Raw genomic sequence first — 14039 nt, 5'->3', positions numbered from 1 at the left:
CCAGCAGGAAGGAGTCGACCGATGAACATACTCATGGTGCTGACCTCGCACGACCAACTGGGTGACACCGGACGCAAGACCGGCTTCTGGCTAGAGGAGTTCGCAGCGCCGTACTTCGTCTTCCGGGACGCGGGCGTGGACTTGACGCTCGCCTCGCCGAAGGGTGGCCAGCCGCCCATCGATCCGAAGAGCGATCTGCCCGAGAACCAGACCGAGGCGATGGCGCGATTCAAGCAGGATGAGGCCGCGAAGAAGGCGCTCGGGAACACGAGCAAGCTCGCCGACATGAGGGCGCAGAACCACGACACGGTGTTCTACGTGGGCGGGCACGGGCCCATGTGGGACCTCGTCGACAATCAAGACTCCATCCGTCTGATTGAATCCTTCTACGATTCCGGCAAACCCGTGGCGGCGGTGTGCCATTCGCCGGCCGTGTTCCATCGGGTCGTCCACCACGGCGCTCCGCTCGTCAAGGGCAAGCGGGTCACCGGGTTCACGAACGGAGAAGAGGAGGCCGTTCACCTCACCCGGGTGGTGCCGTTCCTGGTTGAGGACGAGCTGAAGAGAGTCGGCGGCCTCTACGAGAAGGCGCCCGACTGGCAGAGCTTCGCCCTCGTCGACGGGCGCCTCGTCACCGGGCAGAATCCGGCGTCCTCGACCGCCGCTGCCCGCTCGCTCCTGAAGGTCCTTGAGCAGCAAGCTTCCGCCTGAGGCCAGGCCCCTGAGCGACGGCTTCGTCCTTCACGTCGCCCTCGCGGACCGTGGCGCTCACGAACGCTTGGCAACGCCTCGTCGAGAACGCAGGCCCGGGAGTCTGATAGGCCGATCGCTCGGGTTCGGACGCCCGGCGGCGCGAGCCGCCGGGCCTCTTCGCACTTCGTGGTGGCGCGGCCGGACGGGCGGAAGCCGACCGCCCGGGATCGAGCTTCGCGGAGGGCCTGGAAGGTGCTGCGGCGTATGCGATCTCGAAGGCAGCCCTGAATGCCCTGACGGTCCGGCTGGCACAGAGGCGCGCGGCGAGTTGAAGGTAAACGCCGTTTCTCTCCGCGGGCACGGACGTGACCGCCGCTGGACCCTCGCGGAGGCCGTTCCTCGAGCGTGAAGATTTCCCGAACGGCCCATCCGCTTTCCGGCCGTTTCCGGACGATGGGCGCGCGCGTAGGTTCACCTCGTTCTCAACGACTCCGAACCCGTTCGCAAGGACCGTCCATGTACAACGCGAAGGCCTACTCCGTCGCCAGCGCGACCTCGCCGTTCACGCGCACCACGATCGAGCGGCGCGACCCGACCCCGCACGACGTCCAGATCGAGATCCTGTTCTGCGGGATCTGCCACTCGGACCTGCACCAGGCGCGGAACGAGTGGAGCGGCATGCCCACCGTGTATCCCTGCGTCCCGGGCCACGAGATCGTCGGACGCGTGACGAAGGTCGGCTCGGCCGTCACGAGCTTCAAGCCGGGCGACCTCGCCGGCGTCGGCTGCCTGGTGGACTCGGACGGCACGTGCCCCGAGTGCCGGTCGCACCACGAGCAGTTCTGCGCGAGCGCCGCTTACACCTACAACGCGCCCGACAGGCACACCGGCAAGGTCACGTACGGCGGCTACTCGGACAGCATCGTCGTGGACGAGCGGTTCGCCCTCCGCCTTCCGAAGAACCTCGACCTCGCCGGCGCGGCCCCCCTGCTGTGCGCGGGGATCACGACCTGGTCGCCGCTGCGGCGCCAGGGCGTGGGCAAGGGCAAGAAGGTCGGCATCGTCGGGCTCGGCGGGCTCGGTCACATGGGCGTGAAGCTCGCCCGCGCCCTCGGCGCGCACGTCGCGGTCTTCACGACCTCCCCCGCGAAGACGGAGGACGCGCTCCGCCTCGGCGCGCACGAGGTGGTCGTCTCGCGGAACGCGAACGAGATGGGGAAGCAGGCCGGGACGTTCGACATGATCCTCGACACCGTCTCCGCGGTGCACGACCTCCACCCGTACCTGCGCGCGCTGAAGCGGGACGGAAACCTCACGCTCGTCGGCGCGCCCGACCAGCCGCACGCGGTCTCGGCCTTCGGCCTCATCTTCGGGAACAAGAGCCTCTCCGGCTCGCTCATCGGCGGCATCCAGCCCACGCAGGAGATGCTCGACTTCTGCGGGGAGCACGGCATCACCTCCGACGTCGAGGTCATCCCGATCCAGAAGGTGAACGAGGCGTACGAGCGGCTGCTCCGGTCGGACGTGAAGTACCGCTTCTCGATCGACATGGCGTCGCTGAAGGCCGAATGAGGCCCTGAAGCCCAGGGCCATGACCACGTGAAGGAGGACGCAATGCAGAAGCGCAAGCTGGGCAAGAGCGGTCTCGAGGTCTCGGCAATCGGCCTCGGTTGCATGGGGATGAGCTACGCCAACGGCACGCCGCCCGACCGGAAGGAGATGATCGCGCTCCTCCGCGCCGCGGTCGATCGCGGCGTCACGTTCTTCGACACGGCCGAGGTGTACGGCCCGTTCACGAACGAGGAGCTGGTCGGGGAGGCGCTCGCGCCGGTCCGCGACCAGGTCGTCATCGCCACGAAGTTCGGTATGAAGCTCGGGACGAGCGCGATGGACAGCCGGCCCGAGCACATCCGTGAGGTGGCCGAGGCGTCGCTGAAGCGGCTCCGGATCGACACGATCGACCTCCTCTACCAGCACCGCGTCGATCCCGACGTTCCCATCGAGGACGTCGCGGGGACGGTGAAGGACCTCATCCGCCAGGGCAAGGTGAGGCACTTCGGCCTGTCCGAGGCGGGCGTGAAGACGATCCGCCGCGCGCACGCCGTGCAGCCGGTCACGGCGCTCCAGAGCGAGTACTCGCTCTGGTGGCGGAAGCCGGAGGAGGAGCTGCTCCCCACGCTCGAGGACCTCGGGATCGGGTTCGTCCCTTTCAGCCCGCTCGGGAAGGGGTTCCTCACCGGGAAGATCGACGAGAAGACGACGTTCGAGAAGGCCGACTTCCGGAACATCGTCCCGCGCTTCGAGCCGGCGGCGCGCAAGGCGAACCAGGCGCTGGTCGACCTCCTCGGCGAGGTCGCCAAGCGGAAGCAGGCGACGCCGGCCCAGATCGCGCTCGCGTGGCTCCTCGCGCAGAAGCCGTGGATCGTGCCGATCCCCGGGACGACCAAGCTCCACCGGCTGGAGGAGAACCTCGGCGCCGCAGACGTCGCGCTCACGCCGGAGGATCTCCGCGCCATCGACCAGGCTGCCTCGAAGATCCAGGTGGAGGGCGCTCGCTATCCCGAGGAGCTCGAGAAGCGCACCGGGCTGTAGGCGCTCTCCCGCGCACTCAATCACATGCCCATCAGCGAAGAAGCGCAGCGCAATCACGAGCTCCTGTTTCCGGATCACGCATCCACGCTGAAGGACACGGACCCCGAGCTCATCGAGGTCTTCGACAACTGGGCGTTCGGCGAGGTGCTGAAGGACGAGACGCTCGACGTCCGGACCCGCGTCATGGTGCAGCTCGCGGCGCTCATCGCGAGCTCGGCGCTCGGCGAGTACCGCGTCATGCTCGGCGCTGCGCTGAACGTCGGCGTCTCGGCGGTGGAGGCGAAGGAGATCCTGTACCAGGCCGTCCCGTACGTCGGCATAAGCAAGGCCTTCGACTTCCTGCACGCGACGAACGACGTGCTCCGCGGCAGGGGCATCGCGCTGCCGCTCCCGCCGCAGTCGACGACCAACCGCGAGACGCGTCGCGAGAAGGGCCTCGAGGTCCAGCGGCGCATCCTCGGCGAGAAGATCGACCAGCTGTACGCGCAGTCGCCGAGGGACCAGCTCCACATCCAGGAGTTCCTGACCGCGAACTGCTTCGGCGACCACATCACACGCGGCGGGCTCGACCTGAAGACCCGCGAGCTGCTGACGCTCTCGATGCTGGCCGCGCTCGGCGGGTGCGAGCCGCAGCTCGCGGGGCACGTCGCCGCGAACCGCGCCGTAGGCAACGACCGGCGCGTGCTCGTCGGCACGATCACGCACCTGTTGCCGTTCATCGGTTACCCGCGCACGCTCAATGCGCTCCGCGTCATCGACGAAGGGACGTCGACATGAAGAACATCGAAGGGAAGGTCGTCGTCATCACCGGCGCGAGCAGCGGGCTCGGCGAGGCGACCGCGCGCCACCTCTCCGCCGAGGGCGCCACGGTCGTGCTCGGCGCCCGCCGGCTCGACCGTATCCAGGCGATCGCGCGCGAGCTCTCCGAGCGCGGGGGAAAGGCCGCCGCGCTCCGCACCGACGTCACCGATCACGCGCAGGTGAAGAAGCTCGTCGACCTCGCCGTGGAGAGCTACGGGCGCGTCGACGTCATCCTGAACAACGCCGGCCTCATGCCGCACTCGCCGCTCGAGCGGCTCAAGATCGACGACTGGGACCGGACCATCGACGTCAACATCATGGGGGGCAGCCGGCATACGAGCGCGGTCGCGCCCTTTGACGGCTTGCCAGTCCACGAGTGAGCCGGAGCTGGGAGGGCCGACCAGATCAGCCCGGCTGGAAACGGTGCCTGTTGATGTTGAGGACCCGGATCTTCGACTCGAGCGTCTGTCGAGGAACTCCCAGCCTGGCGGCCGCCCCGGATGGACCGGAGACGCGCCCCCTGGAGTCCGCGAGCGCCGCCTCGATGATCTCTCGCTCGCGTTCGGCGAGCGTGCAGGCGAGCGAGGCCGTCCGCTCCGGGAGCAGTCCTCCTCTCGCGTCCCGCCGCAGCCAGGACTCGTCGACGACGAACGTCTCCGCGTCGGACAGGATCACCGCGCGCTCGATCACGTTCTGGAGCTCGCGGACGTTCCCGGGCCAGTCGTATGCCGTGAACACGTCGAGCGTCCTCTTGCTGATCGCCCCGAGTCTCTTGCGCGCTCGCTTCGCATACCGCTCGATCAGGTACTGCGCGATGAGGGGGATGTCGTCCCGTCGCTCGCGCAGCGGCGGTATCCTGATCGGGAAGACGTTCAACCGGTAGAAGAGCTCCTGCCGGAACGACCCTGCTGCCACGGCCGCCTCCAGATTCCGGTTCGTCGCGGCGACGACCCGGACGTCGACTGGGATGGGCCGGCTGCTGCCGATGCGCTCGAATTCCCGTTCCTGGAGCACCCGCAGCAACGCGACCTGCGTCTCCATCGACAGATCCCCGATCTCGTCGAGAAGGATCGTGCCGCCGTTCGCCGCCTCGAAGCGCCCGAGGCGCCGCTGCACCGCGCCCGTGAACGCTCCCCTCTCGTGCCCGAAGAGCTCGGAGGTGACCAGCGACGAAGGGATCGCCGCACAGTTCACGCGGATGAACGGCTCGGCTGCGCGCCTGGACCGCTTGTGAATCGCGCGGGCGATCAGCTCCTTGCCGGTCCCCGTCTCGCCGAGGACGAGCACGGTGGAGTCGGTCCCGGCGACCTTCGATACCTGCGACAGAACCCGGCGGAGCCCCTCGGACGAGCCGACGATCTCCTCCAACATCGACGAGCGATCGAGCTCCTCTCGGAGCGCGAGGTTCTCGTTGCGCACCCTCTCCTCGACCTGCTTGCGATCGTGAATGTCGGTTCCGGTCGCGTACCAGCGAAGCACCCGTCCCCCCGGATCGCGGACGGGGCTGTAGCGAACGAGGAACCACCGATACTGGCCATCGCGGCGCAGCAGGCGCTGCTCGTTCTCGAACGGTGCATCGCCGCAGAGCGCTCTCTGGCGTTCGTCCTTCAGCCGCTCCACATCGTCCGGATGGAGGATGCGCGAGCGAGAGCCCGGGGCCACCACCTCGTCCATCGTGAGGCCTGTGTAGTCGAGCAACGAGCGGTTCGCGTACAGCGTGCTGCCGTCCGTTCCCAGGACAGTGATCGACTGAGGGATCGCGTCCACGATCGAACGAAGCTCGTGCTCCTCCTGGCGCAGCCTGCTCTCGGCGCGCTTGAGGTCCTCGATGTCGGTGTTCGTGCCGTACCACTGGACGACCTCGCCCTTCTCGTCGCGCACGGGCTCGGCCCGCACGATGAACCAGCGATACTCGCCGTCGTGACGGCGAAGCCGGACCTCGAACTCCCCAGGCAAGCCCTCGGGGAGGATCCGCAACCACTTGGCGACCGCACCCGCCGCATCGTCCGGATGAACGATGCGCCGGAGGAGATCCGTCGCGTCGGCTTCCGACGCCGCCGCGCTGCTCGCCCGCGCGCGATACGCCTCTTCCCGCGTGATGCCGGTGTATTCGTGCCAGCGCTGGTTCAGATAGGCGACGGTTCCATCCGGGCGCAGGCACCACGCCTGGGCGGGAATCGCGTCGATGATCCGCCGAAGCCGGGCTTCCGACGTCTTGAGCTTCTCGAACGCGTCGCGGACCGCGGCTTGCGCGGTGTGGTCGGCTGGCGCGAAGCGACGGCCCGCTGCGTACCCGCCGGCCGTGGCAAACGGCGTTGCATCTGGCTCGGGCGGAGAGCCTGGAGAGGTCATCGATCCATCTCCGCAGTGAAGGTGCCGGGCAGCGCACCGGTCGTGGGCGTCCGTGCTCCACTTACTCGGGTCGCGGGTGAGAGCCCCGGTCTCGAGTGGGAACACCTCATCGGGTCGCGCACGCGACGCATGCCCGGTGGCGAGGCGGCACGTTGTTCCGGCGCCCGGCGAGCAACAGGTGCGTCGTCTCCCTGCCCAGGAGGACGGGCGCGCGCGCCGTGGGCGCCGGCCTGCATCCTCGCGGCGAAGACGCCGACCGAGGGGGCGAGCGGGCGCGAGACGGGGTGGACGCACGGGCCGAACACTCGGCGTTTGCCGAGCTCTCGGCGTGGGCGTGTCGGTCGCAGGCGACGCGCCGCCGTGGCCGACGCGCGCCACGGACGCGCGTCACGCGCGAACCATCGGCGGATGCTCGAGGTGCGAGAAGTGGGCACGAACGTTGCTGGGCACGACGAGCGGCGGGTTCATCCGCGGGAGCACCGCGAGGAGGAGGATGTCACGTCCGCAGTACCGTCGACGCCCGTCGGGCGCAGTTCCGTCGTGAGCCCGGTAGCCGCGAGTGCCCTCGCCGCCTTGCTGCTCCTGGGCATCGGCTGCACCCGAACTGTTTCGGCTGCGGATGCCGGCGCTTCCGCCGCACCCGGCGTCGGCCCGGCCGAGCGCGGGAGCCCCTCCGGCGGAACCGAGATTCGCCGCTTCCAGGTTCACGTCCCGGACGCGGCGCTCGTCGATCTCCGCCGACGCATCGCGGCCACGCGGTGGCCGGACCGGGAGACGGTCACGGATCCGTCGCAGGGTGCTCAGCTGGCCAAGCTGCAGGGGCTGGTCCGGTACTGGGGCAGCGGATACGACTGGCGGAAGGTGGAAGGGAAGCTGAACGCGTTGCCGCAATTCACGACGAACATCGACGGGGTCGACGTCCACTTCATCCACGTCCGCTCTCGTCACAAGAACGCGCTTCCGGTGATCATCACGCACGGTTGGCCGGGCTCCGTGCTCGAGCTCCTCAAGGTCATCGGTCCCCTCACGGATCCCACCGCGCATGGCGGCCGCGCCGAGGACGCGTTCGACGTCGTGATCCCGTCGGTGCCGGGTTACGGCTTCTCCGGCAAGCCGACGGGCACCGGCTGGGACCCGGACCGCATCGCTCGAGCCTGGGCGGAGCTGATGAGGCGCCTCGGATACGACCGCTACGTCGCCCAGGGCGGCGACTGGGGGGCTCCCATCTCCAGCGCGATGGCGCGCCAGGCGCCGGCGGGATTGCTCGGCATCCACCTCAACCTGGCGGCGACGGTGCCGCCCGAGGTGGAGGCGGCGCTGGCCAGCGGGGCGTCCGCGCCGGCGGGGCTCTCCGAGAAGGAGCGCGCGGTGTTCGACGCGCTCGCCGCATACCGCAAGGCGGGGAGCTCGGCCTACTTCGTGATGATGACCGCGCGGCCGCAGGCCGTCGGGTACGGGCTGACGGATTCCCCGGCCGGGCTCGCGGCGTGGATCCTCGTGCATCCGGGCTTCGCGCGATGGACGTACGGTGACGCCCCCGGAGCGTCCCCGACCAAGGATGAGGTGCTGGACGACATCACGCTGTACTGGCTGACGAACAGCGCGACCTCGTCGGCGCGACTGTACTGGGAGAACCGGGGGCGTGGCCCGACGAGCGCCGCCGCGCAGAAGACTGCCGAGATCTCGCTCCCCGTGGCCATCACGGTCTTTCCGGAGGACGTCTATCGGCCCCCGGAGACGTGGGCCCGGCGCGCCTACCGCAACCTGATCTACTTCCACGAGGTCGACAAGGGCGGGCACTTCGCGGCGTGGGAGCAGCCAGAGCTCTTCACGGCCGAGCTCCGCGCGGCGTTCAGGTCGCTGCGCGCCACCCCCGCCCACGCCGCCCGGCGGTGAGCCCCATGAGCGCGCAGGGCCTGCTGGTCGGCGTCCTCGTCGCAAGCGCAGCCGGCTTGATCGGTTCGTCGGGCAGGGAGGAAACCAGGGTGCAGCCGACTCCATCCGAAGCGGTCCAGTTGCCCGTCGAAGGCGACCTGCCTTCTCTCGAAGGCGCCACGCTGTGGCTCAACTCGGAGCCGCTGACCCCTACCAACCTGCGGGGGAAGGTCGTCCTCGTCGAGTTCTGGACGTACACCTGCATCAACTGGCGCCGCCAGCTCCCGTACGTTCGCGCGTGGGCCGAGAAGTACAAGAACAGCGGCCTCGTCGTCATCGGCGTGCACACGCCCGAGTACGAGTTCGAGAAGAACGTCGACAACGTGCGCCGCGAGGCGAAGGAGATGAGGGTCGACTATCCCATCGCGGTCGACAGCGACGGAGCGATCTGGCGTGCTTTCCAGAACCAATACTGGCCCGCCCTCTATTTCGTCGATTCGCGCGGACACATCCGGCATCGTTACTTCGGCGAGGGTGATTACGCGCGGTCCGAGCTGATCCTCCGACAGCTGCTCGCGGAGGCAGGGAGCAGAGACCTCGGTCCCGAGGCCTCGATCGCGCCCCGTGGCTCAGAGGCCGGCGCGGACTGGGAGAGCCTGCGATCCCCCGAGAACTACCTCGGATACGAGCGCACGGAGAACTTCGCGTCCCCCGGCGGCGCGGCGAAGGACCAGCCTCACACGTATGCCGTCCCCGCGCGCATGAAGCTCAACCAGTGGGCGCTCTCGGGTGCCTGGACCATGAAGAAGAACACCTCCGCGCTCGATGCGGCGAACGGACGGCTCGTCTGCCGATTCCACGCCAGGGATCTCCACCTCGTGATGGGCCCGGCTGCTCGGGGGGCTCCGGTGCGCTTCCGCGTCCGTATCGACGGGCAGCCGCCCGGCGCGGCGCACGGCCTCGACGTCGACGAGCAGGGCAATGGCACGGTCTCCGAACAGCGGCTGTACCAGCTGATCCGGCAGCCGAAGCCCATCGCCGATCGACAGTTCGAGATCGAGTTCCTCGAACCCGGCGTGGAGACGTTCGCGTTCACGTTCGGCTGATCCCGTGTCGCATTCGCCCCTCCGCGTCCAGGGGCCCCATACGTCTTCGGGCGCGTCAGAAAGGTCCAAAGCCATGACCGAGGTCACGCAGCAGCCGGGCAATGACGCGACCGCGAACCGCCCGAGCAGGGACACCGCGGATATCCGTCCATTTCAGGTGCACTATCCGGACTCGGCACTTACCGACTTGCGAAGGCGCATCAATGCCACGAAGTGGCCCGGCCGGGAGCCGGTCACGGACCCATCGCAAGGCGTGCAGCTCGACACGATCCGGGAGCTCGCGCGCTACTGGGCGACGGATCACGACTGGCGCAAGTGCGAGGCGAAGCTGAACGCCCTCCCACAGTTCATGACCGAGATCGACGGACTCGACATTCACTTCATCCACGTTCGCTCGAAGCATGAGGACGCCCTTCCCCTCATCGTCACGCACGGATGGCCCGGCTCGGTCATCGAGCAGCTGAAGATCGTCGACCCCCTGACCAACCCCACGGCACATGGCGCGAGCGCTTCGGACGCTTTCCACCTGGTGATCCCATCCTTGCCGGGCTACGGGTTCTCGGGCAAGCCGACCACGACCGGCTGGGGTCCCGACCGCATCGCACGTGCGTGGGTGGAGCTGATGAAGCGCCTCGGATACACGCGCTTTGCTGCGCAAGGCGGCGATTGGGGCGCGATGGTCGCGGATGTGATGGGTACGCAGGCGCCCCCGGAGCTGCTGGGCATTCACCTCAACTGGCCTTTCACGATTCCACCAGACATCGACAAGGCGGTCCAGACTGGCACCGCGCTGCCATCCGATCTCTCGGCCGACGAACGACGCGCGTGCGAGCAGCTGGACTTCTTCTACAAGCACGAGCTGGGCTACGCGCTCGAGATGGCGAGCCGCCCACAGACGCTCTACGGAATCGAGGATTCGCCCGTTGGCCTCGCCGCCTGGCTCATCGACCACGACGCGCGCAGTTACGCGCTGATCGCACGCGTCTTCGGCGGTCAGACCGAGGGGCTCACGCGAGACGACGTCCTCGACAACATCACGCTCTACTGGCTGACCAGCACGGCGGTCTCCTCGGGGCGCATTTACTGGGAGAATAAGCGGTACACTTTCTTTGCGCCGAAACACGTCGCCATCCCGGTCGCGGTGAGCGCCTTTCCCGACGAGGTGGTACAGACCCCGCGGAGCTGGGCGGAGCGGGCGTATCCCAAGCTCATTCATTACGGCAAGCTCGACAAAGGCGGGCATTTTGCGGCGTGGGAACAGCCGCAACTCTTCTCGGAAGAGGTTCGCGCGGGCTTAAGACCGCTGCGGGGCGCGCTGGGCCAGCAGGGATCGCAGCCCACCGTGCACTGAGGCCGGCGCCATGGGCGCCTCGCAACCCCCGGCGCTCGCTGCGCGTTCACGGGCAGAGGGCAGGCTCGACGCGTGCGCGAGAGATCGATCGCCTCATGACCACGCACATTCGTGAGCACCGCTTCCACATTCCCCGACTGATTGCCGTCGTCCTCGCAGGCGTGATCCCCGTCGTGAGCGGCGCCCCCCCGAGCGACACGGCGCGGACCGCACGCTCCAGAGCGCCTCCAGGGACCGCGGGTGCTCCGTATCCACGAATGCCCGCGATCGCGCCCATCGGGGTGAGAGTCGACAAGTACCTCGATGTCCCGGAAGCCGCCAAGGGGCCGCCGATCGATCCGGCAAAGGGGTACCGCACGCAGAAGCTCGGCGACGGACTGTTCATGGTCACGGACGGCAGCTATCAATCGATGTTCATGGTGTACGAGCAAGGAGTCGTCGTCGTGGACGCTCCGCCCTCGTACGCGGCACACCTCCCCGCCGCGATCGCGGAGATCACGGACAGGCCCATCACCCACGTCGTGTACAGCCATTTTCACAAGGATCACATCGGCGGCGTGCGGGGCCTGCTGCGTGACCACCCGATCATCGTCGCGCAAGCGGAGACGAACCGGCTGCTCGCTCGCGCCAAGGACCCGGACCGCCCGCTCGCCACCGTCACGTTCGATCGCAGCCATCGGCTCGCCGTCGGGAGCCAGGTACTGGAGCTCTCGTACCGCGAGGCGGCACACGCTCCGGGAAACATCTTCATCTACGCGCCAAAACAGAAGACGCTCATGATCGTCGACGTCGTGTTCCCCGGCTGGATGCCGTGGCGTCGGCTGGCGCTCGCGCAGAACATTCCGGCGTATTTCGCCCAGGTCAGGGAGATCGCCGGATGGGACTTCGAGACGCTGGTCGGTGGTCACGTGGCTCGAGCCGGAACGCACGCGGACGTCGAGGTGCAGCTCGCGTTCATGGAGGACCTGAAGAACGCGGCCGCTGCGGCGCTGAAGAAGACGACGCCCGGCGAGGGGCTCGACGCCTCCGACCGCGCCAATCCATGGGCCGTGTTCGACAACTACATCGACCGCGTCGTGATCGAGTGCGTCAACCAGCTCGCGCCGAAGTGGTCCGGCAAGCTCGCGGCCTTCGATGTGTACATCTGGGACCAGTGCTATGCGATGGAGCAGAGCCTCCGAATCGATTGAGTAGCCGCCGTGCCGGAGGATCGGCAATTGCCGAGTTCTCGGCGTGCGCCTGCGGGCGCCACCGGCGGGCGCTCGGCCGGCGCCCACCGCTTGCGTCGTGCCCCGGGGCCGACGCGACCACGATCCGGTCGCACCCGGCGGGCATGCCGCTTGCTGCTCCAGCGAGTGTGGGCGGGCAGCGCGCGTCACGCCCCATCGCGAACCGAAGCGTCGACCAGGTCGCCTATCACGCGCACGGTCGACGGGCGCGGACACATCGTTCCATGACGGAGAACACGCAATGGCCGAACCCCAAGTCGACATGAGGCTCGAAGTCGCGATGCTAGGCGTTTCCGACGTCGACCGTGCGAAGACGTTCTACGAGAAGCTCGGCTGGCGGCTCGACGCCGACGTCGCGATCGACGGCTTCCACGCCGTGCAGCTGACGCCGCACAACTCGGAAGCCTCGATCATCTTCGGCAAGGGAGTCACGTCACCCAAGCCTGGCTCGGCGGACAGCCTGGTCCTCGCCGTGAACGACCTCGACGCCGCCCGCAAGGAGTTGATCGCCCACGGCGTCGAGGTGAGCGAGATCTTCCATTACGCCGGCGGCCCCTTCAACAGCTCCGCGAAGAGCCCACGCGTCAGCGGGCGCGACCCGCAAGGTCGTTCCTACTTCTCGTTTGCCGCGTTCGCGGATCCGGACGGGAACGAATGGCTGCTCCAGGAGATCCAGACGCGGCTCCCCGGCCGCGAGTGGACACCGACGCGAGCACGAGCGACGGACGTCCCGACGCTCGCAGCGCTCCTCCACGAGACGGCAGAGCACCACGACCACTTCGAGAAGACGCACGCCGAGCACCACTGGTGGGATTGGTACGCGTCCTACCTGAGCGCCCGTCAGAGCGGCAGCAGTCCCGAGAACGCAGCAGCCGCCGCCGGCCGCTACATGGAGGAGGTCCTTCACGTTCTTCCCCGGTGACGGTGCTTCGGCTGGACGCATCGTCCGGACCGCGCCGGAGGGAAACACATGAGATTCGTCAAGGCCGCTGCCGTTCAGATGAGTCCCGTGCTCTACAGCCGCGATGCGACGGTCGCGAAGGTCACGCGGAAGATCCACGACCTCGGGCAGCAGGGCGTGCAGTTCGCCACGTTCCCGGAGACGGTGATCCCGTACTACCCGTACTTTTCCTTCGTCCAGACTCCCGTGCAGAACATCGCCGGACCCGAGCAGCGGAAGCTGATCGAGCAGGCCGTGACGGTGCCCTCCCCCGCCACGGATGCGATCGGCGAAGCCGCCGGACAGGCGGGCATCGTCGTGTCCATCGGCGTGAACGAGCGTGACGGCGGGACCCTCTACAACACCCAGCTACTCTTCGACGCCGATGGGACCTTGATCCAGAGGCGCCGCAAGATCTCGCCCACCTATCACGAGCGCATGATCTGGGGCGAGGGAGACGGTTCGGGCCTGCGCGCCGTCGACAGCGAGGTCGGCCGCATCGGCCAGCTGGCGTGCTGGGAGCACTACAACCCCCTGGCGCGCTACGCGATGATGGCCGACGGCGAGCAGATCCACTCGGCCATGTATCCGGGCTCCATCTTCGGCGAGCTCTTTGCGCAGCAGACGGAGACGAACGTCCGCCAGCATGCATTGGAGTCCGGGTGCTTCGTCGTCACCGCGGCGGCCTGGCTCGACCCCGATCAGCAGGCACAGATCATGAGGGACACGGGCTGCAGCATCGGGCCGATCTCCGGCGGCTGCTTCACCGCGATCGTGGCTCCCGACGGGACCTTGTTGGGCGAGCCCCTTCGCTCGGGTGAAGGCGTGGTCATTGCCGACCTCGACTTCACGCTGATCGACAAGCGCAAGCAACTGATGGACTCGCGCGGCAACTACGCCCGGCCGGAATTGCTCAGCCTCCTCATCGACCGCACCCCGACCGCCCACGTTCACGAACGCGCCGCGCACGTCGGGAAAGCCGCCGAGCAAGGCTCCGAGGAGCTTCTCGCGACGGTGGCCGGACGTGGAAGGAGCGAGAGAAATGAAGGCCATGGAGGTCAAGGTCCGGAGAATCAGCGTCGTCTCGTCTAGCCCATTCG

Annotated in this window: 12 protein-coding genes; 11 read left to right on the top strand and 1 reads right to left on the bottom strand. The window is 68.1% G+C overall.

The annotated features are described in order from the left end of the window. The first annotated feature begins 21 nt into the window (after positions 1-21). From AMOR_RS20380 to AMOR_RS20360, 5 genes are all read left to right on the top strand, one after another. On the top strand, positions 22-711 hold the full coding sequence (locus AMOR_RS20380) for a type 1 glutamine amidotransferase domain-containing protein (protein ID WP_248353591.1): 690 nt from the start codon (positions 22-24) through the stop codon (positions 709-711). Positions 712-1209: 498 nt separating this feature from the next. Then, a complete protein-coding gene (locus AMOR_RS20375; RefSeq protein ID WP_248353590.1) occupies positions 1210-2265 on the top strand; it encodes an NAD(P)-dependent alcohol dehydrogenase in 1056 nt (351 codons plus the stop codon). Positions 2266-2307: 42 nt separating this feature from the next. Continuing rightward, positions 2308-3285, top strand: coding sequence for an aldo/keto reductase (locus tag AMOR_RS20370; protein ID WP_248353589.1), 978 nt, complete (start codon positions 2308-2310; stop codon positions 3283-3285). A gap of 24 nt (positions 3286-3309) precedes the next feature. After that, positions 3310-4062 (top strand): carboxymuconolactone decarboxylase family protein, encoded by a 753-nt coding sequence (locus AMOR_RS20365; protein ID WP_248353588.1) that lies wholly within the window; start codon positions 3310-3312, stop codon positions 4060-4062. Then, the gene (locus AMOR_RS20360; RefSeq protein WP_248353587.1) at positions 4059-4466 is read left to right on the top strand and encodes an SDR family oxidoreductase; all 408 of its coding nucleotides are present in this window, start codon (positions 4059-4061) and stop codon (positions 4464-4466) included. The genes AMOR_RS20365 and AMOR_RS20360 overlap by 4 nt, the downstream gene beginning before the upstream one ends. Before the next feature lie 25 nt (positions 4467-4491). On the opposite strand, the gene AMOR_RS20355 is transcribed toward AMOR_RS20360, so the two are convergent. Then, complete coding sequence (locus tag AMOR_RS20355; protein WP_248353585.1) at positions 4492-6543, bottom strand: sigma 54-interacting transcriptional regulator; 2052 nt, start codon at positions 6541-6543, stop codon at positions 4492-4494. A gap of 435 nt (positions 6544-6978) precedes the next feature. Between AMOR_RS20355 and AMOR_RS20350 the strand changes: the two genes are divergently transcribed. From AMOR_RS20350 to AMOR_RS20325, 6 genes are all read left to right on the top strand, one after another. Then, positions 6979-8334, top strand: coding sequence for an epoxide hydrolase family protein (locus AMOR_RS20350; RefSeq protein ID WP_404800908.1), 1356 nt, complete (start codon positions 6979-6981; stop codon positions 8332-8334). Positions 8335-8339: 5 nt separating this feature from the next. Further along, complete coding sequence (locus tag AMOR_RS20345; RefSeq protein WP_248353581.1) at positions 8340-9419, top strand: redoxin domain-containing protein; 1080 nt, start codon at positions 8340-8342, stop codon at positions 9417-9419. A gap of 73 nt (positions 9420-9492) precedes the next feature. Beyond that, the gene (locus AMOR_RS20340; protein WP_248353580.1) at positions 9493-10770 is read left to right on the top strand and encodes an epoxide hydrolase family protein; all 1278 of its coding nucleotides are present in this window, start codon (positions 9493-9495) and stop codon (positions 10768-10770) included. A 257-nt stretch (positions 10771-11027) separates the two neighbouring features. Continuing rightward, positions 11028-11960: an MBL fold metallo-hydrolase gene (locus AMOR_RS20335; RefSeq protein ID WP_248353579.1), complete on the top strand. Its 933-nt coding sequence runs from the start codon at positions 11028-11030 to the stop codon at positions 11958-11960. Between the two features lie 301 nt (positions 11961-12261). After that, on the top strand, positions 12262-12921 hold the full coding sequence (locus AMOR_RS20330; protein WP_248353578.1) for a VOC family protein: 660 nt from the start codon (positions 12262-12264) through the stop codon (positions 12919-12921). A 48-nt stretch (positions 12922-12969) separates the two neighbouring features. Further along, positions 12970-14031 carry a nitrilase-related carbon-nitrogen hydrolase gene (locus tag AMOR_RS20325; protein WP_248353577.1) on the top strand — a complete coding sequence of 354 codons (1062 nt, stop codon included), beginning with the start codon at positions 12970-12972 and terminating at the stop codon, positions 14029-14031. Positions 14032-14039: the final 8 nt, after the last annotated feature.

The organism is Anaeromyxobacter oryzae (genome assembly GCF_023169945.1).
GTDB classification, from domain to species: domain Bacteria; phylum Myxococcota; class Myxococcia; order Myxococcales; family Anaeromyxobacteraceae; genus Anaeromyxobacter; species Anaeromyxobacter oryzae.
The sequence above is the reverse complement of the archived record's forward strand: the minus strand, read 5'-3'. Positions and strand labels throughout refer to the sequence as shown.